Below are 25,236 nucleotides of genomic sequence, written 5' to 3' on the forward strand. Positions count from 1 at the left end.
AGAGCCGCGGCACACTAATGCAGTTACAGGCTAGATCAAGCGCTTGGCCACGCGCCGTCGTCGGCAACCTGAAGGCAATCCAGCCTACGAATCGACGATCGCGGCAGTGAAGTAGGCCGCACGAGGGGGCTGGAGCGTGCATGCTGCCGCGGCGGGTGTGATTGCCCGCAGCGGGCAGAAGTTGTCTGAACGATTGCCACGCGCCGGCACGGAGGTTCGTGTCCCGGTGCGAGGGCGCCATGAAGTCCTGCGGTTCTGCACCTCTGACTAGACTGCTTAGTCTAGCGCGGTTACTATATTTTGGCGAAGAGTGCCCGCCTGCTGGTCCTTGGCGAGCACGCTCTACATCCGAATGCCTGTTGTCTAGAATTATCCAGAGCAATAATGCGAGAGTTTTAGATGATGTCGCCGACAGTGCCAGTGGTCATCTTTCCGCCAAGCAACCGTAGCGCCCACGATGTAGCTCGACAGCCGAGTATCGGCTCGGAAGCGGCGATCGAGTCTGGCAGACCGCCGCGGCGAAATAAGGCGTGACTTCGGCGATCCACGAGGGCTCGTCCCCTCCTGCAAGGCAAGTATGTCGAAAGCGGTGAATCCTATCGAGAACGTGGCCGACCTGGATATGGAGGCCGTGCAACTGCTCGTGAGCGTCAGTAAGCTTAAATCTTTCAAGGCTGCCGCGGATCAACATCGCATGACTGTCTCGAACGTCAGCAGCCGGATACGAAAACTTGAAGGAACCTTTGGCGAGCAGGTGCTCCGTCGAACGACGCGCAAACTGGAACTTACCCAACTCGGATCGCGCCTCGTCGCGCTCGGAGAATTGGTGTCACGCGAATTGGCTTCAGCGGAAGGCGAGTTGGCACGTATCGCGGGGGAATTCGCCGGCACCCTGGAATGTTCCGTTTCGCACAGCACACTTCTGCCGTTCTTAATGCCCGTCGTATTCGATCTCGCTGAAACCAATGCGAGACTTCGAATAGAAGTTAAGGTTGCTGACGACGCTCTATCCGACCACAGTGATGTCCGCTTAGGGATAGTACCAAGAGACTCCGAGAACGCTTACCCGCTCGCAATGGTGGTCTGTCAAGCCATTCGATCGGCGGTGGCGCCAGAGTTGGAGTCGGCGTTGCAACTCAATGAAGTGCCCATATGCATCCTGGGACATTCATTAATGCCGCTTACTATTGACGCCGTCCATAAGGACGGAAAGATAGTTCGCCTACAGGTCGTGCCCAGCTTCATGTCGACGGACGTCGAGATTCTGCTTCACGCAGTGGAGCGCGGCATAGGTCTAGGTTTTCTGCCAAAGATCGTCTTCGACGCATCGGCATCGCGAGACAGGTTCCGCGTGTTGCTTATGGAGCACACAATTCTGTCGGCGGACACCGCGCTCTCCATTTCAGTGGCGCCCCACATTGGTGCAAAGGCGGCAGCAATCTTTGCTGCTCACCGGCTCTCCGAGCGCCTTACGGGCGCAACCTCGTAGCCTGTTAGCTTTAACTTCTATTACACAATGCATTGAATGGGTGGAGATTGTAGTGGTCGCCCGCCTGTTCCAGAATGTCCAAAAGACATCTGACCTGCATGCGGTATAGCAACAGTGTTTCGCCCTGCGGCACACGCCGGCCTTGTACGGCAGACGCATGGCCCGAGGAGAACTTCGGCACGGTATGCCGACTTGAGTAGGTCAAAAAGATAAAATCGGAGACTTAATGTGACCTCATCGATCAAAACTCACCGTGAGGGCGGAGTGCTCACCCTTACCCTAGCACGCGCCGACAAGAAAAATGCACTGACCAATGCCATGTATGGCGCTCTGGCTGACGCTATCGACAGTGCGTCTAGCGGCGATATTCAAGTGATTTTGATTGAGGCCGACGGTGATACATTCACAGCTGGCAATGATCTCGGGGAGTTCGCGGCTCAGGGAGCGGACAGCAACGAAGAACGGCATGTCGCGCGATTCCTGAAAAATCTCGCCACAACGTCGGTCCCTGTGATCGCTGCGGTGCAGGGAAAGGCCGTGGGAGTTGGTACGACAATGCTCCTGCATTGCGATTTTGTGGTCCTCGCCGAGGACGCGCAATTAATTACACCGTTTGTTAATCTCGCGTTGATTCCCGAAGCTGCCTCGACTTATCTGCTGCCGCTCCGTGTTGGCTATGCCCGTGCATTCGAGATGTTCGCTTTTGGTAAGCCCGTGCTTGCCGCGGATGCCATGAAGTGGGGTCTAGCCAACAAAGTCGTTCCCAAAGAAAGCCTCGGTCGCGAAGCGAAACAGGTAGCTGATGAAATTGCAGCGAAGCCTGCGGGTTCGATCTCCGCGATGAAGACACTTATGCGTGAATCCGACAAGGTTTTGACGCAGATGCGGACCGAGAGCAGCATCTTTAGCGAGCGACTGAAAAGTGCAGAGGCACGCGAAGCATTCGCCGCCTTTGCGGAAAAGCGAAAGCCCGATTTCGCCAAAGTGCGTAGCAAATAGCGCGCCGTTTTTGCCTGTTCAAACGACGTCGTCGAGACGGGCCTCTTTTCTCCAGAACACGCCCGCGTAGGTCGTTCATCGATGCTTTGTTTCCTGTTCGCTCGCCATTCGGCGAGCGAAGGGAGCGCTTTGTCAAAATCCAAGAACGACTGACCATGCCGTCCGTCTCTCGGCACGGAGAATAGTCACTTGCAACGAGTGGACTTGCCTCTTTGGTTGTGCAGATCACAGCCCGCGGAGCAGACAATTATCCCAGCCTGTTAGCCTGATGCAGGAGTAATACAGTGATTAATAAAATATCAAAAACGGTACCGGAAGCGATAGGCAACGTGCGCGACGGGTCCACTATCCTCGTGGGCGGATTTGGTACCGCAGGAATTCCCAATGAACTTCTCGAGGGATTGATCCAGATTGGCGCCAAAGACCTTGTCATTGTGAATAACAATGCCGGCAACGGTGATACAGGACTCGCCGCGCTGCTGCGTGCTGGCTTGGTCCGGAAAATCATATGCAGCTTTCCGCGCGCGGCAGATGGCTACGTGTTCGAAGAGTTGTATCGAGCTCGAAAGATTGAGCTGGAGCTTGTGCCGCAAGGCAACCTGGCGGAAAGAATTCGCGCGGCGGGCGCTGGCATTGGAGCCTTCTTCTGCCCAACTTCCCACGGGACGCAGCTCGCGGCTGGCAAGGAGACACGCGTGATCGACGGCAGGCCCTATGTACTTGAGTACCCGATTCACGGTGATCTCGCGCTGATCAAAGCCGAGGTTGGCGATCGATGGGGCAATCTCCTCTACCGAAAGGCCGCCCGAAATTTCGGACCAGTCATGGCAATGGCCGCTAAGCGGACGGTGGCGTCGGTTCATGAGGTCAAGGAGCTCGGTGCGATTGACCCCGAGTGCATCGTGACGCCGGGCATCTTTGTCAGCAGCATCGTAAGTGTGGACCGCGTACCGAGTCAGGCAGGCGGCTTTACAAACAGCAATTCATGAGCACTGCAATGAGCTATCAAAAGCGAACCAAGCATGAAGTGGCTCAACGCCTCGCCCGAGATCTCCCAGATGGTGCATATGTGAATCTCGGCATCGGCCAGCCTACGCTCGTCGCAAACTACATCCCGACGGGCATCGAGATCATCCTGCATAGCGAAAACGGAATCCTTGGCATGGGTCCGGCGCCAGAGGCGGGCGATGAGGACTTTGATCTCATTAACGCAGGCAAGCAGCCGGTCTCCCTTATCACAGGGGGCGCGTTCTTTCATCATGCCGATAGCTTCGCAATGATGCGCGGCGGGCATCTCGACATCTGCGTTCTGGGTGCTTTTCAAGTTTCCGCGACGGGAGATTTGGCGAATTGGCACACGGGCGACCCCGAGGCGATCCCAGCAGTCGGAGGTGCGATGGATCTCGCCGTCGGGGCAAAACAAACGTGGGTGATGATGGACGTGCTCACGAAGCAGGGCCAGAGCAAGGTCGTCAAACACTGCACGTATCCGGTGACAGCGTTTTCCTGTGTGAAGCGTATCTATTCGGATCTCGCGACACTGGAATGCACAAGTGAAGGCGTGCGCTTGATCGACATGGTGGAAGGCATCAGCCTTCCTGAGCTTGAGGAAATGGTGGGGCTTCCAATCTCACCTCGTTGAGAATCGTGTGATTGCGCAGACCGGCAAACAAGGATGGAGAAATCAATGACGACGAACATTCGCCCTTTGGAAGGGATCCGTGTACTTAATCTGGGTGGCATCTGGGCAGGCCGCGTTGCGGCAATGCTTCTTGCAGACCAGGGCGCCGAAGTTATCGAAGTAAATCATCCCGAGCGGGAGGACAAACTAGAAGATGCGGCGCTAGCACGTGGGAAGGTTTCCGTTCGCGCAGACTTCAAAGTAGCGAAAGATCGTGAGGATGTGTTGCGTCTCGCGCACCAGGCCGACATTATCATCGACAACCTGGGCCCTGGTCGCGCGGCAACGTACGATCTCGACTATGCCCGTATTCGGGAACACAACGAATCGGTCGTCTATGTTTCGCTCCCAGGCTTCGCGCGCGGCAGCGAATGGGACGGTGTCCCTGCATATGAAGGGACAGTCGCCGCTTCGGTTGGCGTTTATACAGACATCCATGCGCTCGGTCCCATCGCAGGCGGGCGGCCGATCTTCTCGTCGGTGCCTATGGCCTCTGCATACGCCGGCGTACATGCAGCGATCGCCGCGACGCTGGCTCTCTATCGGCGGATCGAGACCGGTCTTGGATCTGAAGTCGAGGTGCCGCTGGCCGACGCGTTGATGTCTGCTATGGCCTTGTTGATCATGAAAGTTGAAGGCCAGCCGCAGCGCTTTGACTTGCCACCTATCGACAAAGCCATGACGGAGGTCGCGTTCCCAATTCTCCGCGGGCACTCGGACAACCTAGATGATGCCGAGCGCGCAGCAATCCAGGCGTATCTCGCCAAATTCCGGCGTCCGCAATTTGCGAACTATCTGTGCAGTGACGGCAGGATGGTGTTCGTCAATGCGGTCGACCACGTTCAACACGCCAAGGCGTGCTTGGAGACACTTGGAGTTCTCAACGATCTGATTGCCGAAGGAATGATCATCGGCAGCCCCTATCAAGAGGGCGGTGAAGGGAACAATATCAGCTATTCCGCGGGACTAACCCACCACTGGAGTGAGCGGATGGGAAAGCTGATGGCGAAGCGTTTCCTGACCAAGCCTGCCCATGTCTGGGAGCGCCTGTTGCAAGAGGCGGGCGTGCCTGCGGCGGTTGTGCGTACCACGAACGAATGGCTTGCACTTCCAGCGGCGCTGGCCGGCGGCAATGTGAGCGAAATGGTCGACGAGAAGCACGGCGCGGTCCGTCAGCCCGGACGCTACATCTCGATCGATGGGACCAATGTACAGTCGGGGCCGCTGTTGCCTCAAGCTTTCGGGGTCGCTGCCGCGGGCTGGCGGTCCTCAAGGGTGTCGCCGAGCAGTGCGCGTCAGGATGGCCCGCAAGGAAAAATCCTGGCGGGTGTAAAGGTCCTGGATCTTTCGAACGTAATTGCCGGTCCAGCGGCATGCCGAGTCCTTGCCGAATTTGGAGCAGACGTTACCCGCATCGATGCGCCAGCTCCTCAAGCGGGTCCCCGCATGACGATGTGGTTCGGTCTCGATGTGAATCAGGGCAAGCGTGCAATGATTCTCGACCTGAAATCAACGGAGGGCCGGGCGGAGTTCGAACGTTTGGTGAAGGATGCCGATGTTGTGTTGCATAACTTCTTGGATCGGTCGGCGGAAAATCTAGGGATCTCGATTGCACACTTGCGGCGTATTAACCCGGAGATTGTAAGTTGCCAAATTAGCGCGTGGGGCGGGCCGACGGGCGGCCCGCTAAAGGATTTCCCCGCGTTCGACCCCGTATTACAGGCAGGAACAGGCATCACGGCACGCTATGGCACACTAGATGCGCCTGTGCTGCATGGAGTCGCTTCGTGTGTCGACTACATTACGGGCTTTACCGCCGCACTGGGCGTTGCACAAGCGCTCGTTGCGCGCAAGCTCGGTCGCGGTGGATCCTATGTCCGCACGTCGCTATCTATGGGCGCGCAGCTTGTCCAATTCCCGTTCGCGGTGCATGCCGAGGGTTTGGCCGCTCGAGAGCCATCCACGCAAGCAGCAGTCGGGTATGGGGCGAACTATCGTCTCTACAAGACGAAGGATCGTTGGGGGTTCTTTGCGTGTCGTCGTGAAGATCTGCCCGCTATCGCCAAGACCTTAGGAGCGGCGCAGACCGATGAACCGGGTTTGGTGGATGCCTTTGCCGGACAAAGTTATGCAGCGATCGCCGCGTCGCTGAAGCATATCCGCACGGCATCGTTTGTCCCGGTTACCCGCTTGGACGAACTGCGAGAGGCGCGAACAATTTCGGAGCACTCTGCAGGCTCTCAGCCTGACTCGCTTGTCATGCGGAGCGCGGAGCACCCAAGCGGTCACCGCGTCAGCCTGCCGCTGACAACATGGTATCGATTCGGCGGAAAGGGGTTCGAACCGCTCTCGCCCGCGCCATCGCCTGGCACTCATACGCGAGCGGTTCTGCGAGAGCTAGGCAAGTCGGATGAGCAAATCCGGGATCTTATGGATCGCAATATTGCAAGGGATCATTGGGCGGTTTTGAAACACTATCTACCCCGCCAGTAGAGGTTGGAAAGCCGAGGCGCGTCTACATTTCGCCTCGGTGGGTGGCCGGTTTGAAAATCGGCTGCCGAGCCCAGCTTTTCTCAGGCGCGCAATCGGAATGTCGTTCCATTGCGATGGCCTCATCAGTATGACCGCCTTGATCCGGCGGACCGGACAGTACAGACCAACGGCCGGACATATGTCTCCGATCCGAAGTTCGGCGGCATCGGACAACGCTCGTTGCGACTAGCTTCTACGGAGGAGAGAATCATGAAAAAGAATATTACTCGGCGAGATTTCTGTGGGTCGCTGGCTGCGACAGGCCTGGCCCTCGCGATGCCTAGGGCGTACGCCGGAAAGTTTCCGGACCGGCCGATCAGAGTCATAGTCGGCTACGCACCAGGCGGTGCGACAGATTCCATCGCCAGAGAGTACGCGGCGCGTCTGTCCAAGGAAATCGGGCAATCTGTGGTGATTGAAAACAAGCCGGGCGCAGGTCAGATTATCGCAATGCAGTCGGCGCTGAACTCTGGCTCAGACGGCTATACGTTGGTATTTGGCACCCCGGGAAGTCATTCGATCAGCCCGAGCCTGTACAAGGACTTGCCATATGACCCTCGCAAGTTCGTTCCAATCTCGCCGGTCGCGACACAGCCCAATATTCTGGTCGCGCTCCCCTCGTTCCAGGCGTCGTCATTCACTGAGTTGGTAAAGCTGGCCAAGGGCCGCAAGCAACCTCTGAACTACGGCTCTATCGGCATTGGATCGAGCGCGCATCTCGTAATGGAGATCTTCAAGAAGAGGGCCGGTATTGACGTCCAGCACATCGGATACAAAGGGGATGCACCTGCGCTCATGGCATTGAAGTCCGAAGAGGTGGAGTTGGGCATGATTACACCGTTCACTGCCGCTCCTCGTATCCGAAATGGAGAGCTGAAAGGAATTGGAGTGTTTCAACCGAAACCCGACCCTGAGTTTCCAAACGTCGAGACTGCGGCCCACGCGGGCTTTCCCGACATTGATCTTCCGTCATGGATGGGAGTGTTTGCGCCGCCGAACACTCCGAAGCCGGTCGCCGACTACCTGGAAGCGGCGTCACGCCGTGTGGTCGGCTCTCCCGAGTTCAAAGCGTTCGCGACGGGACGCGCGAACCAGCCATGGACGGCGGATACTGCGACTTTCATGTCCATGATTCAGAACCAATCTCGTCAGCTGGGGGACATCATTAAAACCCTGCATTTGAAGCCGGAGTAGGACTGATTTTTGGTCGAGGGCATCCTAATGGAGTGCCCGACCCGAAATGGATGAATGAGTGTAAGAGGTTTTTCGGAGATTCATGAAATGAAAGAGCAGAACACAGATACCGCCGAAGACGTTGTGCATCGTCAGATCCTGGCCGCAGACAAGAAGCGAGTCGAAGCCATGATCGCTGCGGACGAGGCGGCGCTTATCGACATCCTCTCCGACGAGCTGATCTATGTGCATTCGTCCGGTCGTAAAGAATCGAGAGAGTTGTATATCAGCAAGGTTCTGGACGGCACGTACGGTTACCGATCGATCGTCACCACACGCCGACAGCTTAGCTTCTTCGGCGATGTTGTCATTGACAATGGCGATTCCGATGTTGATATCGAAGTCGGCGGAACGCTGCGTCAGATTGCTAACCGTTTTCTGATGGTGTGGAAGAGAGAGGGAGGCAATTGGCGGCTTCTGCGATTCCACGGCAGCCCGATCGCACGAGAGGCTTCCGACCAGTAACGCTATGGCGTAGAGGGTGTGGTGGCAGGCCGTTAGCCTCGCATGCTACTGCGCCCATCGGCGCTGGATTGCGTAGGCTCTCGGCATGAACCTGAAGGCGCTGGCGAACTGCGCAGGCGACCACCCAGACCCGCCGGCGCCTGAGCGACGAGGAAGAGCATCTCCTGCAGCGCTATGGCACGTTTAAGCGCAAGCTGTACGCCCTTGTGGCCGCTGGCGGCGGCAAGGCGATTGCGTACAAGACCGGTTTCTGCCGCACATATGGTATCCCGCGCGCCTGTTCAATAGCCTGGCGTGCGACATCCAAGAGCCGTTACCAAGAGCGGCTGCCTTTGCCTTCTCTTGTGCAGTCATTGACAACTTCAGACCCATGACTCAATATGAGACGACCGGTCATGATAAGTTGCAACGGAAATGGTGTCCGAATCGAAGGGGGCGCGACGCGGCCCAAAACCTAAGCCTCACACGCGAGACAATCTGATTCGCGCCGGCGTGCAAATGCTTCATGAGGATGGCTATACAGCGACTGGCATCAAGGATATCGTGGATGCGGCGGCAGTGCCTAAAGGTTCCTTCTACAACCATTTCGAAAGCAAGGAATCGTTCGGAGCCGAGATCGTCGATTTCTATTTCCAGAGTGGCTTCGATGAACTGCGCCAGCTGTTGACCGGTGGCGCTCTAGCACCATTGGAACGCCTACGTGCCTATTTCGAAGGGCGTATTGTTCGTTATCAGGAGGCAGGCTTTGTGCGCGGCTGCATGCTGGGAAACCTGAGTTTGGAGGTTGCGGATCACAGCGCACTGATCCGTGAGCGGCTGGACGCTCATTTCAAGACCTGGAGTGGTCTGATAGAGGATTGCATCGTAGAGGCGCAGCAGCGGGGTGACATTGGCAACCGAATTCATGCGTCCATGCTCGCCCAGTTTTTGCTGAATAGCTGGGAAGGCGTCCTGTTGCGTATGCGGGTTGAGAAAAGTGCCGCTCCATTGAGAGAGTTCGTGGAAGTAGTGTTTGATTCGCTTCTCGTGTAAGCGTTCACGTGCAGGGTACTGGATGCAACGCGGAAGTTGATACAAGCTTCCTGCCGCACATCATTTCACGAGGGGACGGTTAGAAACATGCAGCGATTCCGGGGAGGGGCATCCTTTCGGGGGACGAAATCTTGCTGACCGGAATGACTACACTGCGATGATCGACAAGGACAGCCTCACGGCTAACGCTGCACTATTTGTTGCCGATCTACTGAAAGCGGGGAGTATCTCCAACCTTGCCCGTAAGCAAGGCGTCTCAGCGGCAAGCGTTAGTGTCAAGCTTAGTAAGCTTGAGCGCAGACTCGGCATTTGCATCGTGAATCGGACGAGCACGACGTGGCAGCCAACGCCGGAAGGGCTGGTGATTGCAAGAGCAGGTGAGTCCTTAGGGGTGGCGGTCGCCTCGGCGATATCCAGGCCAGTCGACGATACCGAAAAGCAAAGCTGGGTAAGAGTATGCGCTCCCACTGGCTTGGGACGACTAGCAATCGGCGATATCGTCGTTGACTTCGCAAAGCTGTTTCCGCACATTGGCGTCTCGCTGCTGTTCGAGAATGCTGTGACGGACCTTATTGAGAAGGAGGTGGATTTGTCCGTACGCGTGACAAATTCTCCTCCGCCGTCGATGATTGCCCACCAGTTGTTCTCCATCGAGTATGTGTTGTGCGCGGCCCCGCGGCTGCTCATGCGACATCCATTCATCGAGAAGCCGGGCGATATCGAGACCGCGCCGTTTGTCGGTGCGGCGTTCATCGGCAATCACGGCCGGGTCATGGGACGCCATAGGCGAACGTCGTCTACCATTGAACTGCAGCTCGCCCCTTCATTTCAAGTGGGGGAGTTTAACTACGTCAAATTCGCTACCTTGCACGGACTTGGATTTTCCTTCATGCCTCGATATCTGGTGCGCGAAGAACTGAGGGTCGGCACGCTACGCGAGTTTTTGACAGAGTGGGAATTTGATCCCTATGGAGAGGCAGTCTATCTGCTCAGGCTGCGCGAGCGCTACGTGAGCCCGGCCGTCTTGGAACTCGCACGGTTTATCCGCGCAGAGTGCGCCACGCGATTTCCGCATCTCAAGGCTAAGCAAGTGCAGCCACACAGGTAGACTTCCCTGTTGCCGAGCAACAGAAAAAGAAGGGGCCGCTCCGCACGCTCAGTTGGACCCCAACAGGGGCCCAATGTACGACCGGTGGGCCCATAGAGCCCGGTCGTCAGCTGGTCTTGTTAAAGAGTGCTATTGTCTGCCGCGCGATCAAGACAGGGCGCCCTGCAGAGTTCCAGATTGTTGTGCCCTGCGTGGAGTAGCCATGCCGCACATAGTCAGCCGCGCACTGGAGTAACCACCATCCGTCTGAGGAGACTGGGCAATCCGCTGGCAGGAAGTCGATCTCCCAAGTCATTGTGCTGAGTGGCACGGCATGCTGGTACATCGCGAATGCGGCCGGGGATAGCGCATCGGCAAGGGCAAGCAATCCCACGTAGTCAGCCGCCACGTGCTTGTCGCGATGCCGCATCCAGACGAGCATTTCCGGACGACTGCTGGGATTTCCCGGTCGTCCGCCTCTTACCAAGCGGCCTTCAAAGTGCTGCCTAAATTGGGGTTGATTGGGCCACGTGAAAAGTTCGGGGCACGCTTGCGCTGGAGAGGCCGCTGGCCAAGGTACGTCCAGAAAGTCTTGATCGATATCCCGTGCCAAACCGAAACAGAAATGAGCCCTGGCGCAGACCCCCGCTTCGCTCTCGATGTCGACACCGACGAAAACTGCAGACTTTCCGCGCCGCAGCACACTCGGCGTCAGGCGCAACGCGCCCGTGGCAGGAGCAAAGAAAATGAACTGCGCGGACCTCAGCGGCGGCAAGTCAGCAAACGCCTGCTGCGTAGCGTGTAGCCCCAGCGCTGCTAGCAGGCCCCCATAGGCAGTGCGGCCCTGCTGCCAATCGGACGGCAACGAGATTGAGAAGCAGCCACTATCCCGCGCAAGGCGCGTCAGCAGCTCTGAAAAATTGGTCAGTACCCGATTAGTATCGTCCATCGCGTTGCGGTTACCACGAACAAGGTTTAGCGGATCCACTATCTGCCATCGCGGATAGTGTGAGATGCCATCGCAGGCGGTGAAAGTCAGCCCGGATTGAATTGTAGTGTGACCGGTCGTCTTGTATTAATCAAGCCAATTGAACGCCTTGATGTCCACTCCGCCGTAAAGGATGAAGATTCCTTCTGCAAGAGGGGCACGACCGCCCCCCCCCCCCCCCCCGGTCTCTGATGAGACCTTATTCACAGCGGCTTGACCGGCGAAGGGGGGGCGGGGTGGTCGCCTGCATCAGTTCGCCAGCGCCTTCAGGTTCTTCCGGCTACGCGAGCCGTAGAGTCAGGACGAGAAGACGGTGAGAACCTCGACCAGATCCTAAGTGAGCTGCTGCTCGCGGGAAACGTCTGTAGCCGCATCGAGCACCACGACCTCAACGCCAAAGAACTGGCAAATCTGGAACAGCAGCTCGCTGCCAAAACGCAGCAGTCCCCCTTCAACAATAACTTTCAAAAATACATAACTATGACGTCGTCGGATAGATGGCGTGAGCGCCGTTGAAGCTCGGCGAGTGTATGCGTTTAGACAGAGGCGTTCGTGAGAAGCAAGTTGCCGGATTGCAGAGCGTCTTACCGCCTTCATACGAGCGGCAACAGGAACCGATCGACCCCGGCTGTCGGTCATCACCGATGGGCGCCAATGGTCTTCAGTCGATCGCCGACCGATTGCCGTTTTGGTGCACGCCTGTGCTCGACTGGTCCCTGCCGCACACGTCATGGGAAGGTGAAGGCTGCGCAAACCTGATCATGCGCCGTGAAGTGTAATAAGAATGGGTCTTCCGCAATTTGTGTGACGACGGCAAGCTCGCGTGGAGGACCTTGTCGTCGTTTTTCCCGCCCCACTACCAACTGTTCCTCTTTCTGATTAACGTGGGCGAGCCCGCCAGCCTCGCCGTGGCTACACGAACTCACGTGCCTGCGATCGCGACCGGACTGGCGGGGCCTGTAGAACAAAGCAGGCCGGTTTAGTTTGGCTTCAACACCCGCAGCCGCAGAAGCTCGATATTTGCGCGGCCATACATTTGGCGCTTGAGGAGCTTGAGCCGGTTGACATGACCCTCGGTCTGGCCATTGCTCCATGGCAACTTGAATGCGGCCCGCACAGCCGGTAAGTCGGCGCGCAGGCTCTGCGCGAATCGACGCATTTTCGCAGCGTCGCAGCACGACAGACGTTTCAACCATCGATCGAAATGCAGCACACTTCGCCGGTGCATGAGTCCGAGAAACTCCCGCGCGAGACTGCGGACCTCGCCCACCACGGGTTCAATCTTGCACAGCGCCTGCACGAAGCGCTCGTGGTCCGCGCTCTGTGGCTCCTCGACGGCGAGCTTTCTCCATCCGACAAGCCATCCGAACACGCGCCGAACCGAAGGGGACGGCATCGTACGCACGGGTACCTGGACAAGCGGTGCCTTGCCCTTCGGAAAGAGGAGGCGAGCCACGCAACTCTGCACGCTGGCGGGACTACCCATATAGATGCTCCGCTTGAGTTCTTGCCAGATCAGCTCAGGAAAGCGACAGCCCTGGGCAGTTCGTTCCTTGATTGACGACCCGCGGTCGTGGTTTGCGCTTGCGCTCAGGTACTCTGCGCAATTCCCGCAGCACAGTGTCGGCACTGGTGCGCAAGCCCAAGGCGTCAGCAAGCCGGGCCGCCGCCTCACCACCGAGGGCGTGGCCCAGCGCGTGCAACGCCCGAGCCTGCGATCGCGTACGACGTTGATACCGGCCCACCAAGGCGTGGATGTTCTCGGCAAACGTACGACGGGGGCAATTGGCGTTCGTACACTTGAAGCGGCGCACCTCAACAGCGAGAACGACCCGCTGCTCGTGCATCGGACGTTCTTCCAGTCTGCGCACATAGCGGCCGTGGAGTCGGCGACTCCAACGATGGCAGGCAGGACAAGGTGCCGCGCGAACTGTACTGCCGGCTTCGACAGTAATGGTCTCCCCTCACGCGTCGCGGGAGACGAAGCGCTTACCCACACGGGCGAGAATACGATCGATCCCACCGAGAACTTGCCTCATGGTAACGATCAACGTACCGCCAAACCGGCCGGAAATCAAGCCCTCGACTCGGCCGTCACACAAAGTGCGGGAGACCCATCTCTACTACACTTCACGGCAGGTCAGGGTCGCGGCTTTGAACGGGGAACTCTCACCCGATCGCATCTCGGCGCTTGAGCTCGCGGCCTCGCGTCACAGCCAATCCATCGGGCCAGCATCACCGAACTGGCGCCAGTCGCCGAACCGAAAAAGCCACGACATGCTCGCGGAAAGTTGGGGCGCCTAACGAAATCGGCCTCCCCAACATTTGCACGCTCTCCTTCACGGTCGACCTGAGGTGTTTTGCGCCACATGCGGCGTCATGTTCTTCTGCAGGCACGCCGAATTCTGAAGCCGCCCCGGAAAGATCGCTGTATAGTGCCTGTGCCAATCGTTCTCCGTTGTCTACCGTCGCTCAGGAAGCTGCAAATGAAGGTCAAATCCCCGAAGCCCTTGGTGGCCTCGATGCTGTGCGCCCTGTGCGTGATGCCATCCGGAAGCCAAGCGACTGATATGTCGACACAGCAGGTCCAGCGGGTCGTGGACGAGGCAATCCGACCGTTGATGGCCAGGGACAAGATCCCGGGCATGGCCGTAGGCGTGATCGTTGAAGGCAAGCGCCATGTGTTCAACTACGGCGTGGCGTCGACAGAGACCATCAGGCCGGTCACCGACCATACGCTATTCGAGCTTGGATCGGTCACCAAGACATTCACGGCTACCTTGAGTTCGTGGGCACAGGAGCAGAAGAAGCTTTCCCTGTCCGACAACGTTGCAACGCACCTGCCGGAACTGCGTGGCAGCCCGTTCGGCACCGTCACCCTGCTGAATCTTGGCACGCATACCCCAGGCGGCCTGCCACTGCAGGTACCGGACGACGTCCGCAATGAAGACCAGTTGATAGATTACTTCAAGGCATGGCGTCCGACCGATCCAGCCGGCACGTATCGAACCTATTCCAACCCCGGAATTGGCACCCTTGGCCTGATTACTGCCAAGAGTATGGGCCAGGACTTCGTCACCCTCATCGAGCAGCGCCTTTTTCCTGAGCTCGGAATCAAGAACAGCTTTATCAAGGTTCCAACCGAGCGAGGGGGCGACTATGCGCAAGGCTATACAAAGGAAGGCAAGCCAATCCGCATGACAGATGGCGTGCTCGGCGCAGAGGCTTACGGCCTGAAATCGACGGCCTCCGACATGCTCCGTTTCGTCGAAGCCAATATGCAACTGGCGAGCATCGACGGGCAACTGCAAAGCGCAATTACGAACACTCACACCGGATACTTCACCGCCGGGCCAATGACCCAGGACCTGATCTGGGAGCAATATCCGTATCCTGTTACGCTGAAGGCTCTTCTGGAAGGTAACGCCCCGAGAATGGCGTTCAATGCAACGCCGGTGCAAGAAATCGAACCGCCGCTCCCGCCGGAGGCCAATGCCTGGATCAACAAGACCGGCTCGACAAATGGTTTCGGAGCTTATGTGGCGTTTGTTCCGAGGCAGCGGATCGGTATCGTGATGCTGGCCAACAGGAATTTCCCGATCGAAGACAGGGTTAAGGTTGCGTTCGCCATTCTCGACTCCGTTCGGCACCGAACAGCGCCAGCCCCCGCGCAATGACAGTGGTGACGATCTTGTCGACGAGTCTGGGGAGCCATCATGCGCCTGTTTGGCATTGCCTGCTTGATGGCGCCTTCGTCTTGGTCTGAATCGGCAGCAGTGTATGTCGACGACTTCTGGCAGGCTGCAAAGCCGTGCTGATGACGCGACTATCGAGATAAGCTTTCGATCAACGATTTATCGCAAGGGTCGCGGTTTTGAACGGGGAACTCTCACCCGAGCGCATCTCCGCGCTCAAGATCGCCTCACGTAACAGCAGATGCGCCAGAAATGATTCGTCCGACTGGCATCAGCCAGAGCACAGATTTAGCCAGGACATCGGAGTCGAACTCCTGGGCGCCTAACGAAGGGGCCTCCCCAATTCTTGCACGCACTCTTCTACGGTAACGCCAGAATATTTCCTTGATGAACCCATGCAGCGCCCGCCGACGGGCGCTGCATGGGCCAGTTCGGCGATTTGTTCGTCGGTGGCGGGCACCTGACGATCGCCGCCTCGCCGCATAAGCAGAACCCTCCCGCTTTGGCGCGGTCTCCTTACCGGGCCAGCGCTGGCAGGATCGTACCGACGCATTCGCCAAAGCCGATCCGCCGGGCGCCTTCACGCTCGCACCAGCCACGCAATGTCAGGGTGTCGCCGTCGGCGAGGAAGGCGCGCATCTCGCCGCCCGGCAGCGCGACTGCTTGCTTGCCACCTTGCGTGAGTTCCAGCATGGATCCAGTCTGGTTGGGTGCGGGCCCCGACAGCGTGCCCGAGCCCAGCAGGTCGCCGGGCTCCAGGTTGCAGCCGCCCACAGTGTGGTGCGCAACCAATTGTGCCGGTGTCCAGTAGGCGGCTTCACGCGCATTGCTGCTGGACAGGCGCACGGCGTCCTGGCCGACTTCGCGCATCCGTGCGGTCTGCAGGCAGACTTCGAGTTGGATGTCGAGCGCGCCGCCGGCGCGGTTGCCAGGCGAGTCGAGGTAGGGCAATGGCTCAGGGTCGCCGGCCTCCCTGATCAGCGGCGCGCGGAATGGCGCCAGGGCCTCCATCGTCACGACCCAAGGTGCCAGGGTGCTGGCGAAGTTCTTCGCCAGAAATGGCCCGAGCGGCTGGTATTCCCAGGGCTGGATGTCGCGCGCGGACCAGTCGTTGAACAGGGCCACGCCAAACAGGTTCGCTTCGGCGTCCTCGATCGCGATCGGTTCGCCCATGGCATTGCCCTGGCCGATCAGGAAGCCCAGTTCCAGTTCGTAGTCGAGCTTTTGGCTGGGACCGAAGTCCGGCCTCTCCGCACTGCCCTTGGTTTGGCCGGTCGGGCGACGCACTGGTGTACCGCTGACCACGATCGACGAGCGGCGTCCGTGGTAACCGATCGGCACCCACTTGTAGTTGGGCAGCAGCGGGCTATCGGGGCGGAATAGCTTGCCCACCGATGTGGCGTGGTGGATGCCGATATAGAAGTCGGTGTAGTCGCCGATACGTGCGGGCAGGGCGTACTCGGCCTCGGCTTGCGCAATCAGGCATGCGGTGAGCGCTGTCTGCGCCGACGTCCCATAGCGCAGCGCGCGCGAGAGCGCCAGGCGTAACGACGACCACGCCGTGGGGCCCAGCGCCATGAGCGCGTTCAGATTGTCCTGCGTCGCAGCCTGAGCCGCGATTTGGCTCTCGCCGGTGAAGATGCCCCCGCCCAGCGCGGCGGCAAGGTCGAGGATTTGGTCGCCGATGGCCACGCCGCCGCGGAAGGACTCCGGCGTGCCTTTACGGCGGAAGACTGCGAACGGCAGGTTCTGTATGGGAAAGTCGGTGCCCGTGGCGTTGGCGGACGCGACCCAGCTGCGCAAGGCCGGATCATGGGTTTCGTTCAGGGTGGTCATGATGGATTTCAAGGTCGAGACGATTAACGGCCGGGCGCGCCCATGCTCCCGTCGTGCATCCAGGCCGCGTGCTTGGGCGCGCGCTTGGTCTTGGACCATTCGTCGAGCATTGCCCACTTGACGTCGTCGAGCTTGCGCATCATCTCGGGCGTGGCGGTATTGGCCGCCAGTTCCAGCCGGTGGCCGTTGGGGTCGAAGAAGTAGATCGACTGGAAGATGGTGTGGTCGGTGGGGCCGAGAACTTCGATGCCCGCGGCTTGCAGGCGCTGCTTGGTGGCAAGCAGCGTCTCCAGGGAGTCGACTTCCAGCGCCAGATGCTGTACCCAGGGGGGCGTGTTGCGGTCGCGATCCATCGGCGCTTGGCTGGGCAGTTCAAAAAAGGCCAGAATATTGCCTTGTCCGGCATCGAGGAAGATGTGCATATAGGGATCCGGCGCCTTGGTCGAGGGCACTTCGTCCTCGGCGATGGCCAGCACGAATTCCATGTACAGATGCTTCTGATACCACTCTACGGTTTGCTTGGCATCGATGCAGCGGTAGGCGACGTGGTGGACTTTCTTGATGAGCATGGGTAACTCCTTGATAGGGTTGGCGGGCGACTCGAGAAAACATGCGCCCCGCCGCCGCGAAAGCGGTCAGCCTGGGTGCTTTACAGACTTTTCAGCGCGACTTGCACGTGCTGCTGGAACTGCTCGGGTGAGCCCAGCGCGTTGGCGTTGAGCAGCGCCAGCTTGACCAGGAACAGTTGCGCCTTGTCGGCACCGGCCTTGTCGATGGCGGTGGCCAGCGTGTCGTACACGTCTTCCAGACCGGGGATGCTCAGGGTTGGGGTAGTCATGGGACTCTCTCCTAATGGATCTTCACTGGGGCAGGGCGGTGCTCAGAGCGGCTTGCAGGCGCGTAGCGTCCAGCGTGAGCCAGCGCGCGCACACGTGTTGATCGGGGCGCAGCAGATAACCCGCGCCACTAGCCTGCACCCCATAGCGATGTCGGAAGTGGCCATCGGCGTCGGCGAACGTTAGATCGGCGCCCACCACTGGGCTGGCGGCCCCGATGGCGATGACGCGCAGTGGCACACCGCGCTCTCGGGCGGCAGCCACTACGCTCTGCAAGGGTTCGGGTAGGGCGTTGGCCTCGGTGAAGTACAACAGGTCGAAGCCTCCACCCAGATGGTCGAGCAAGTAATCGTTCGCCGCCAGGCGGATGTTTTGCGGCGGGGCACCGTGGGCGGGGCCGTGCACGAAGAGCGCGTTGTCGTCACCGGGGCAGTTGAGCATCGAATCGGTGTACTCATGGGGCCGCGAGGTGCGCCAGTGGTACAGCGGACGCACGAACTCCTCGGTGAGCGAGAGCGATAGCACGGCATCCCGCAGCAGACGGAAGCCCTCGCTTGGTGGTGCCATGAAACGCGTGCTCTTGCCCGCCTCCTCGATGATCTCGCGGGCCGCACCGACACGCTCGGCGCTGTGGTTGTCTAGCAGCTTCCGCCCGGCCAGTCCCTTGAGTACGAAGGCGAGGTGCCAGGCCAGCGACTGCGAGTCCTGAAAGCCGGTGTTGGCCCCGCGCACGCCAAAGATCGGCAGCAAATGGGCGGCATCGCCGGTAAAGATCACGCGGCCGTGCACGTAATCGGGTAAGGTCAGCGTGCGGGCGGAGTACACAGAGCACCAGTCCATTTCCCAGGGGGTTCCGGCATGGCCGATCATGGCCAACTGGGCATCGATGCGCGCCTTGAGCGACTCGGGCTTGAGTGCATCCTCGGGCGTTTCGCCGGCCGGCAACTGGTAGTCGACGCGCCAGATTCCATGTGGCTCGCGGTGCATCAGGATAGTGTTGCCGGGGTTCCAGTCCGGGTCGAAGTAGGCCAGGCGCTCGGTTGGCAGCGGAAGGTCGATCTTGATGTCGGCGATCACGAAGAAGCCCTCGTAGGACGCGCCTTCCATCTGAAGGTCCATCGCGGTGCGGATGCCGGAGCGTCCACCGTCGGCCGCAACCAGCCACTCGGTCTCCAGCCAATACGGGCCTTCCGGCGTGTCCACCTCGACCCGCGCGAAATCGGGCTCCTGCTCGACCTTGACTACCTTATTGCCCCAGCGGAAATCGATCAGCGGGTTCGCCGCGCAGGCATCGATCAGGTATTCCTCCATGTACTGTTGCTGGATGTTCAGCATCGGGAAGAAACGGTCGTCGCCGTCGTGCGGGGCTTCCATGCGGAAGACGCGCTGGCCGCGGTAGTAGGAATTGCCGAAGCGCCAGGGCAGGCCGTTCTCGGTCATACGATCGGCCACGCCGACTTGCTGCAGGATTTCCATTGAGCGGCGCGTGAAGACAATGGCGCGGCTGCCCTGGGATACCTGCAGTTCCGAGGTGACGACGACGCTGGGTACACCATGGCGGGCCAGTTCCAGGGCGGCGACCATGCCCGCCGGACCGGAACCGGCAATGACTACCCTCTTGCGGTCCTGCTTCGGGTGTGCGGAAGCCAGCCAAGGCTCGAACACCTGATAGTCGTAGTAGATCGAAGGACGGGCTTCAGTGGTGGGCAGATGCATGATCTTGACTCCGATTCAATGGAATGAGTTGGGCGTAGCGCGCGGCAGCTACGTCGCCTCCCGGTTGGCCAATGGGTAACCGGGAAGGAAGTAATGAAAAGCGGGTGCTGGAACCTGCTGTCCTCAGGTCGTTGGCTTGAGCGTGCGCGGGATCGGCAAGACCAGGAAAATTACGCAGCCTGCAACAAGCAGGACCGCCGCGTAGAGCAGGCCCGTGCTGAAGCTGTGCGTCGTATCCTTGAGCCATCCCACCACCAGCGGGTTAAGGGCAGACCCAATATTGCCGGTGGCATTGATCACGGCGATGCCCAACGCTCGTGCGGCGAAACTCAATGCATGATCTGGGGTCGTCCAGAAAATCGACATTGCGGTATAGGCGCCTGTGGAAGCCAGGCACACGCCCAACAATTGCATTGCCGGCTGCGTTGACCAGGCCGTCAGCAGCCAGCCCGCGGCCGCGCACAACATCGGCAGCACGGTGTGCCAGCGGCGTTCCTGGGCGCGATCCGAGCGCCGGCCCCACCAGACCATGCCGATAATCGTGCAGACCTGCGGGATGGCGGCCAGCAGGCCGATCGTGGTGTTGCTGGCTTCACCGGCAAAGCTCTTCACAATCAGAGGTGTCCATACGGCCACCATGGCCAGGCTGTTCACCAGGCAGAAGTAGGCCAGCGAGAACTTGAGAACGGTGGTCGAAGTCAGTTCCGACCACAGGCTGCGGCGCCGCTCGTCAGACTGCCGTGACAAGGGGTCGGCGCGATGCTCGGCCGCCAGCAAGCTGGCGAGCGTGGTCTTCTCTGCCGGTGTCAGCCAGCGCGCCTGTGCGGGCGTGTCGCTGAGGTAGAAGTACACAATCAGGCCCAACACCGAAGCTGGCACCCCTTCGAGCAGGAACAGCCACTGCCAGCCCTTGAGCCCATATAGCCCGTCCAGGCCCAGGATCACTCCCGAGATTGCTGAGCCGAAAGCAGCAGTGACCGGCATCGCGATCATGAACAGTGCGTTGGCTCGCGCCCGGTAGGCAGCCGGGAACCAGAGCGTCAGGTACAGCAGCATGCCAGGCAGGAAGCCGGCCTCGGTGACACCCACCAATATACGCAGCCAATACAGTGTCCTCGCATCGGTAGCGAACATGGTAGCGGTGGAGGCCAGCCCCCAGGCGACCATGATGGCGGCAATCCAACGCCGGGCGCCTATCCGAGCCAGCACCACGTTGCTCGGCACGCCGCAGGTAATGTAGGCAAGGTAAAACAAGGTGGTGGCCAGGCCGAACTGGGTCCCCGAGAGGCCCAGGTCCTTCATCATGGTGAGCGCCGCGAAACCGATATTGATGCGGTCAAGAAACGAGACCACGAACAGCAAGAACAGGAACCACAGCAGGTGGCGTGACACCTTGGCGATGATTCGCCGGCTCTCGGCGCCGTTGTCGATTGTGTGAGCAGTGGACGCATCACTTGCAAGATCGGTGAGTCCGTTGGGTGTTCTCATGGGGGCTTCTCCTGCGGCGCTGTGCGCCGGCGGATGAATGAATGACGAACGCGCCTTGTCGCGTTGCCGTCTGTCCCGTACGGTCCTGCCGTTCTGGGCAAGGCCACGACGGTTCTATGTGGTTGCGCACGCAACTAGTATGCTTCAGCGAGGCGCCCGCCAATATCGGGGTTTCTACTGGTTGCGTGCGCAACCATGTGAGGGGGATTGGTGGGCGGCTGGTGGTGCTGTGATCGGTACTTGATGACCGTAATTGGTTGTGCCTGCAACAAATCGACCGTATAGTTGCCAAATCGACTCTGCCCCGAAATGAGTGGCTCACCTGTGACATCGAAATCGATTCCCGTTAATCTTGATCGCACCTTGACGCACCGCCTGCACACGCTGTCAAAGCTTACGGACCGTATTACCCAGCTGGCTTATGAAGCTGAGGTAGGGATTCCAATGCATGAAGGACGCTGCCTGGCCGCGATCGGTTCGTTCAGTCCGATGTCGGTCAACGACCTGTCGCGCAGTGCGAATTTGAACAAAGGGCAGGCCAGCCGCGCGGCGCAGTCACTGGTCGACCAGGGCCTGGTACGCAAGGTGGTGAGCGCAACCGATGGGCGCGGTGTCGTCTTGACCCTTACCACGAAGGGAGAGAAGGTCTGGCGACGGGCGATGGCGCTGATCGAGCGCCGCAATGTCGAGATTCTCGCGTGCCTGGATCACGCCGAGCAGGAACAGTTCGATCGCATGCTCGATCGCCTAGTTTCGCATGCGCGCGAGAGAAGCGATGAGGCGGGATAAATCGGCAGATAGCAGGCGCGAGGAGAGATTTATTGACAAGTATCCACACTTTTGATCGCCATACTTTCAACTGAGGACCTCGACGGACGTGTCCCCCAACTTTGTTTCACTCCCAGCATTAGGAAAATACTTCCAGCCCTGAAGCGAGGTAAAACTGGGTCTTCCGCAATTTGTGTGACGACGGCAAACTCGCGTGGAGGACCTTCGTAGAACAAAGCCATTCTGTCACTCCGGAATCTGCCTGGAAGTCGCGTCGTATATGGAGGTCCGGCCGATGAATTGACACTATTGCTTGCACTCTGCGCGAAGCAAAATCGTCAATTCGCATTAGTCCGGATTCATATCGTCAATTGGCGTCCGGGAGTGTTAAAAACCTTGGGGATTCGAAGGCAGGGCGCCTAGGATACCGGCAGATCACATCCGCCGGAGCTCACGATGAAAATCACCATTCGCGTTGAGGTCACCACGGATTATGGCGAATCTGCCACATTTGAGATCTGCGATATTGAGCGCCCTTATCGCGAGCTCGAACCGGCGAAAGTTGGCTTGTCACTGGCTGAAGGGAAAGACGTACTGCACGAGCTGCAAAAGATAGTGGTGGCAATGCAGGCTGAAGAAGTCTGCATGCTGCGACGATTTTGCACTCGCTGTCACCGCTTCCTCGAGCTCAAAGATCGACGGATTCGCAAGGTAGACACAGTTTTTGGTACCGTGCCGTTTCGCAGTGCTCGGATTATCTGCTGTCCGTGCGGGACACCCCTTCCAATGGAATTCCCGTATAGCCCGATGACGGAATACGTCCCGGAGCGGGCGACCAGCGAGTTGCTCGCGCTGGAAGCCAAGCTGTCGGCGCAGATGCCTTACCGGCAGGTTGTCTCAATGATGCGCGAGTTCCTGCCTGTACGGGAGACGCTGAACCATGTGACGGTGCGGAATAGGGCGCTACGGGCGGGGGCTCGCATCGAGGCTGTTCAGCCACGGATGCGCGAACCTTCGAGCGAGGATACCGAGTGGACTCTGACTATAGATGGCGGCTTCGTTCGAGGCCGGCGCAAATCAGAGTGTTCGAGCTTTGAAGTTCTGACGGGGCGGCTGACGGCCAAAGGCCAGGCGTCTCACGTATTCGCGTTCGTGAGAAACAAGTTGCCGGATATTGCAGAGCGTCTTACCGCCTTCGTGCGAGCGGCATCAGGAACCGATCGTCCCCGGCTGTCTGTCATTACCGATGGCGCCAATGGGCTTCAGTCGATCGCCGATCGATTGCCGTTTTCGTGCACGCCTGTGCTCGACTGGTTCCATATTTCGATGCGCGTGAGATATCTTGAACAGATCGTCAAGGGCATGCGGGCTAAGACGGCGACGGAAAAAGCTGCTCGAGGAGTCTTGATCTCCCGCATTGACAGACTTCGCTGGTGCTTCTGGCATGCCCAGCTCGAGAAAGCCAAGAATCGGATGCAGGGTATCCTGACAATCTGTCGGGTGATCGTGCCTGAAACGCCGGGCGTTGCCGACAGTCTCGCACAATTGGACTACCGGGCTCGAGAACTCGTTGCCTATGTCGACGCGAATGGCGGGGCGACGATCAATTACGGAGCACGACATCGTCGAAACAAGCCCATCTCAACCGCGACGGCCGAATCCGCGGTCAATCAGGTGCTGAACCAACGCATGTGCAAACGTCAGCAAATGCGCTGGTCGCCGAACGGTGTCCATTTGCTTGCCCAGGTCCGTTGTGCCGTGATCAACGGAGACCTCGCAGAGAGACTCGCTAGGTATGAGCCACCAACGGAACCCAGGTCCCCCGAACTTGTTGATTTTTTGGAGCAACTGGGGCTCTCGGACTATGAACCCCAAGGTTTTTAACACTCCCCTCGAGCATTGGACGTTCTTCCAGCTTGCGCACATAGCGGCCGTGGAGTTGGTGACTCCAACTATGGCAGGCCGGGCACGGTGCCCTGCGAACTGTACTGCGGGCTTCGACAGTAATGGTCTCCCCTTGCACTTCGCTGGAGACGAAGCGCTTGCCTACACGGGCGAGAATACGTTCGATCCCACCGGGAACTTGCCTCATGGTAACAATCAACGTACGGCCAAACCGGCCGGAAATCAAGGCCTTGACTCGGCCGTCACACAAAGTGCGGGAGACCCGCAATTACTACACTTCACGCATCGCGAGGCACATCGAGCAGCCAGGCTCGCGCCATTCGAAGCCGGCGTTCGTGAAAATCTTGTCGAGGTCTTCGCGCTCGGCCTGCGCCTTCACGAGACCCGAGCCCGGCACGACCATCGCGAGACGAATGTTAGATGCGACGCGCTTGCCGAGCGACTTCACGACATACGCTGCCGCGACCCCAATCGGTTGGATCTACGAAAGACGTCGCCTACGGTATTGCTATCACTGCTTGCTCCTGACTCGCGGCGATGTCTGCTTGCCATTCTGGCGACTCGATTGGCTGAATCCGGCCTTTTCAATGTGCGAGCAACATCCCGGCAAGCTTGAAACGACCTGGTTCTGGAATCTCTATTACCTTGGGAATTTTAGTCAGTTGCTTCGAAGGGCCCACGCAACGCCTCACCGGCAACTTGCATCGCATTGACAAGACACAGTCGCATGAATGTTGACCAAAAAAATGGAACGATCGCAGGAAAGTTGAGCGTGGGTCGCACGATTGTCGATCTTCAACAGCTGGAGTAAAAGAGCCTTAACAGCCACTATTAAATGCAATTAATCGACAAGGCCTCAGACCCAACCGCATCTCTTGCCAGCACGCGGCGAGGCGGTCGAAATTGCCGAGACATACATACAGAGTTGCCGGCCGTCGCCCAGTTCCGGCTATTGGCAAAACCGTTCCGCCGGGAATGATCACGGATGGCAAATCGCCATGCTTCCATGAGCGCGGTTACCTGCCAAATCGTAAGCGCGAAATTAAGCGCACCTAGCTTTCGCGGCTGAGAGTAGGCAGGCTTGCGTCCGCAACCACTATTTGCGGACGCAAGCATCATGGACAACGAATCTGAAGTTCTGCCGCTGGGTGAGGTTCCCCCGGTTTTTCGCCTTCCAGAGGCCTCGGGTTATGCCGCCACATCCTTGGTCTGCTGAGCCTTGATCCAGTCTTGCAGGAACTGAGCCGGAGAGACAAAGCCGAGCGACGAATGACGACGACTGCGGTTATAAAACACTTCGATGTATTCGAACAAGTCCGCCTTCGCTTCCTGATGTGTCCGGTAGCGTGTGGCGTGTACCCGTTCGTTCTTCAAGCTGTTAAAAAAGCTTTCCGTTGGGGCGTTGACGCTCCTATGTCAAGCGGCGCGGCTCGAATCGGCCAGATCGGCCAAGATGAGGGGATACAGCTCCCTGACGATATAGCGC

At 58.9% G+C, this 25,236-nt stretch carries 19 protein-coding genes and 5 pseudogenes; 13 read left to right on the forward strand and 11 right to left on the reverse strand.

Translation table 11 applies throughout. The features are described 5' to 3' along the window. Window positions 1-577: 577 nt before the first annotated feature. The 9 genes from KHO41_RS29315 to KHO41_RS29355 all read left to right on the forward strand — a co-directional run bounded on the left by KHO41_RS29315 (window position 578) and on the right by KHO41_RS29355 (window position 10,539). A complete protein-coding gene (locus KHO41_RS29315) occupies window positions 578-1,489 on the forward strand; it encodes a LysR family transcriptional regulator (RefSeq protein WP_211956748.1) in 912 nt (303 codons plus the stop codon). Between the two features lie 228 nt (window positions 1,490-1,717). Next, the gene (locus KHO41_RS29320) at window positions 1,718-2,488 is read left to right on the forward strand and encodes an enoyl-CoA hydratase-related protein (RefSeq protein WP_211956749.1); all 771 of its coding nucleotides are present in this window, start codon (window positions 1,718-1,720) and stop codon (window positions 2,486-2,488) included. Between the two features lie 284 nt (window positions 2,489-2,772). Continuing rightward, window positions 2,773-3,477: a 3-oxoacid CoA-transferase subunit A gene (locus KHO41_RS29325; RefSeq protein WP_211956750.1), complete on the forward strand. Its 705-nt coding sequence runs from the start codon at window positions 2,773-2,775 to the stop codon at window positions 3,475-3,477. 8 nt (window positions 3,478-3,485) lie between these two features. Next, window positions 3,486-4,130, forward strand: coding sequence for a 3-oxoacid CoA-transferase subunit B (locus KHO41_RS29330; RefSeq protein ID WP_211956751.1), 645 nt, complete (start codon window positions 3,486-3,488; stop codon window positions 4,128-4,130). A gap of 45 nt (window positions 4,131-4,175) precedes the next feature. After that, window positions 4,176-6,662: a CoA transferase gene (locus KHO41_RS29335; protein ID WP_211956752.1), complete on the forward strand. Its 2,487-nt coding sequence runs from the start codon at window positions 4,176-4,178 to the stop codon at window positions 6,660-6,662. 249 nt (window positions 6,663-6,911) lie between these two features. Then, on the forward strand, window positions 6,912-7,895 hold the full coding sequence (locus KHO41_RS29340; protein ID WP_211956753.1) for a Bug family tripartite tricarboxylate transporter substrate binding protein: 984 nt from the start codon (window positions 6,912-6,914) through the stop codon (window positions 7,893-7,895). An 87-nt stretch (window positions 7,896-7,982) separates the two neighbouring features. Then, on the forward strand, window positions 7,983-8,399 hold the full coding sequence (locus tag KHO41_RS29345) for a nuclear transport factor 2 family protein (RefSeq protein ID WP_211956754.1): 417 nt from the start codon (window positions 7,983-7,985) through the stop codon (window positions 8,397-8,399). A 414-nt stretch (window positions 8,400-8,813) separates the two neighbouring features. After that, window positions 8,814-9,431, forward strand: a complete 618-nt coding sequence (locus KHO41_RS29350; RefSeq protein WP_211956755.1) for a TetR/AcrR family transcriptional regulator — start codon at window positions 8,814-8,816, stop codon at window positions 9,429-9,431. 157 nt (window positions 9,432-9,588) lie between these two features. Beyond that, window positions 9,589-10,539, forward strand: coding sequence for a LysR family transcriptional regulator (locus KHO41_RS29355; protein ID WP_211956756.1), 951 nt, complete (start codon window positions 9,589-9,591; stop codon window positions 10,537-10,539). A 106-nt stretch (window positions 10,540-10,645) separates the two neighbouring features. On the opposite strand, the gene KHO41_RS29360 is transcribed toward KHO41_RS29355, so the two are convergent. Beyond that, window positions 10,646-11,467 carry a thioesterase family protein gene (locus KHO41_RS29360; protein ID WP_211956757.1) on the reverse strand — a complete coding sequence of 274 codons (822 nt, stop codon included), beginning with the start codon at window positions 11,465-11,467 and terminating at the stop codon, window positions 10,646-10,648. Window positions 11,468-11,803: 336 nt separating this feature from the next. Further along, window positions 11,804-11,953 (reverse strand): annotated as a pseudogene (locus KHO41_RS42090) (IS607 family transposase); the annotation flags it as partial. 99 nt (window positions 11,954-12,052) lie between these two features. Between KHO41_RS42090 and KHO41_RS41385 the strand changes: the two are divergent. Continuing rightward, a pseudogene (locus KHO41_RS41385) lies at window positions 12,053-12,219 on the forward strand (ISKra4-like element ISBte2 family transposase); the annotation flags it as partial. A 266-nt stretch (window positions 12,220-12,485) separates the two neighbouring features. Here KHO41_RS41385 and KHO41_RS29365 read toward each other — a convergent pair. Next, window positions 12,486-12,962 carry a transposase gene (locus KHO41_RS29365; protein ID WP_211956758.1) on the reverse strand — a complete coding sequence of 159 codons (477 nt, stop codon included), beginning with the start codon at window positions 12,960-12,962 and terminating at the stop codon, window positions 12,486-12,488. Between the two features lie 64 nt (window positions 12,963-13,026). Continuing rightward, window positions 13,027-13,377: a hypothetical protein gene (locus KHO41_RS41390; protein ID WP_244874089.1), complete on the reverse strand. Its 351-nt coding sequence runs from the start codon at window positions 13,375-13,377 to the stop codon at window positions 13,027-13,029. Window positions 13,378-13,992: 615 nt separating this feature from the next. Between KHO41_RS41390 and ampC the strand changes: the two genes are divergently transcribed. Next, window positions 13,993-15,183, forward strand: a complete 1,191-nt coding sequence (gene ampC, locus KHO41_RS29375; protein WP_211956759.1) for a class C beta-lactamase — start codon at window positions 13,993-13,995, stop codon at window positions 15,181-15,183. Between the two features lie 534 nt (window positions 15,184-15,717). Here the strand turns inward: ampC and fahA are convergent. The 5 genes from fahA to KHO41_RS29400 form a co-directional block, all read right to left on the reverse strand. Then, entirely contained in the window at window positions 15,718-17,037 is a 1,320-nt protein-coding gene (fahA, locus tag KHO41_RS29380) for a fumarylacetoacetase (RefSeq protein WP_211956760.1), read from the reverse strand. 23 nt (window positions 17,038-17,060) lie between these two features. After that, entirely contained in the window at window positions 17,061-17,606 is a 546-nt protein-coding gene (locus tag KHO41_RS29385; RefSeq protein ID WP_211956761.1) for a VOC family protein, read from the reverse strand. An 80-nt stretch (window positions 17,607-17,686) separates the two neighbouring features. Beyond that, the gene (locus KHO41_RS29390) at window positions 17,687-17,875 is read right to left on the reverse strand and encodes a DUF2783 domain-containing protein (RefSeq protein WP_211956762.1); all 189 of its coding nucleotides are present in this window, start codon (window positions 17,873-17,875) and stop codon (window positions 17,687-17,689) included. Between the two features lie 22 nt (window positions 17,876-17,897). After that, window positions 17,898-19,589, reverse strand: coding sequence for an FAD-dependent monooxygenase (locus KHO41_RS29395; protein WP_211956763.1), 1,692 nt, complete (start codon window positions 19,587-19,589; stop codon window positions 17,898-17,900). 123 nt (window positions 19,590-19,712) lie between these two features. Then, window positions 19,713-21,077, reverse strand: coding sequence for an MFS transporter (locus KHO41_RS29400; protein ID WP_211956764.1), 1,365 nt, complete (start codon window positions 21,075-21,077; stop codon window positions 19,713-19,715). A gap of 324 nt (window positions 21,078-21,401) precedes the next feature. On the opposite strand from KHO41_RS29400, the gene KHO41_RS29405 reads away from it, so the two are divergent. Both KHO41_RS29405 and KHO41_RS29410 read left to right on the forward strand, forming a co-directional pair. Continuing rightward, window positions 21,402-21,866, forward strand: a complete 465-nt coding sequence (locus KHO41_RS29405; RefSeq protein ID WP_244874090.1) for a MarR family winged helix-turn-helix transcriptional regulator — start codon at window positions 21,402-21,404, stop codon at window positions 21,864-21,866. 435 nt (window positions 21,867-22,301) lie between these two features. Beyond that, a pseudogene (locus KHO41_RS29410) lies at window positions 22,302-23,739 on the forward strand (ISKra4 family transposase); the annotation flags it as partial. Between the two features lie 294 nt (window positions 23,740-24,033). On the opposite strand, the pseudogene KHO41_RS29415 reads toward KHO41_RS29410, so the two are convergent. Together KHO41_RS29415 and KHO41_RS29420 are read right to left on the reverse strand one after the other, a co-directional pair. Next, window positions 24,034-24,213 (reverse strand): annotated as a pseudogene (locus tag KHO41_RS29415) (aconitase family protein); the annotation flags it as partial. A gap of 725 nt (window positions 24,214-24,938) precedes the next feature. After that, a pseudogene (locus KHO41_RS29420) lies at window positions 24,939-25,154 on the reverse strand (IS3 family transposase); the annotation flags it as partial. Between the last annotated feature and the right edge of the window lie 82 nt (window positions 25,155-25,236).

The organism is Cupriavidus numazuensis, from assembly GCF_905397435.1.
In the GTDB taxonomy this organism is placed as follows: domain Bacteria; phylum Pseudomonadota; class Gammaproteobacteria; order Burkholderiales; family Burkholderiaceae; genus Cupriavidus; species Cupriavidus numazuensis.

Coding starts and splice junctions, on each gene's coding strand:
- KHO41_RS29315 (WP_211956748.1), top strand. CDS start 578: ATGTCGAAAGCGGTGAATCCTATCGAGAACGTGGCCGACCTGGATATG.
- KHO41_RS29330 (WP_211956751.1), top strand. CDS start 3,486: ATGAGCTATCAAAAGCGAACCAAGCATGAAGTGGCTCAACGCCTCGCC.
- KHO41_RS29335 (WP_211956752.1), top strand. CDS start 4,176: ATGACGACGAACATTCGCCCTTTGGAAGGGATCCGTGTACTTAATCTG.
- KHO41_RS29340 (WP_211956753.1), top strand. CDS start 6,912: ATGAAAAAGAATATTACTCGGCGAGATTTCTGTGGGTCGCTGGCTGCG.
- KHO41_RS29345 (WP_211956754.1), top strand. CDS start 7,983: ATGAAAGAGCAGAACACAGATACCGCCGAAGACGTTGTGCATCGTCAG.
- KHO41_RS29350 (WP_211956755.1), top strand. CDS start 8,814: ATGGTGTCCGAATCGAAGGGGGCGCGACGCGGCCCAAAACCTAAGCCT.
- KHO41_RS29355 (WP_211956756.1), top strand. CDS start 9,589: ATGATCGACAAGGACAGCCTCACGGCTAACGCTGCACTATTTGTTGCC.
- KHO41_RS29360 (WP_211956757.1), bottom strand. CDS start 11,467: ATGGACGATACTAATCGGGTACTGACCAATTTTTCAGAGCTGCTGACG.
- ampC (WP_211956759.1), top strand. CDS start 13,993: ATGAAGGTCAAATCCCCGAAGCCCTTGGTGGCCTCGATGCTGTGCGCC.
- fahA (WP_211956760.1), bottom strand. CDS start 17,037: ATGACCACCCTGAACGAAACCCATGATCCGGCCTTGCGCAGCTGGGTC.
- KHO41_RS29385 (WP_211956761.1), bottom strand. CDS start 17,606: ATGCTCATCAAGAAAGTCCACCACGTCGCCTACCGCTGCATCGATGCC.
- KHO41_RS29390 (WP_211956762.1), bottom strand. CDS start 17,875: ATGACTACCCCAACCCTGAGCATCCCCGGTCTGGAAGACGTGTACGAC.
- KHO41_RS29395 (WP_211956763.1), bottom strand. CDS start 19,589: ATGCATCTGCCCACCACTGAAGCCCGTCCTTCGATCTACTACGACTAT.
- KHO41_RS29400 (WP_211956764.1), bottom strand. CDS start 21,077: ATGAGAACACCCAACGGACTCACCGATCTTGCAAGTGATGCGTCCACT.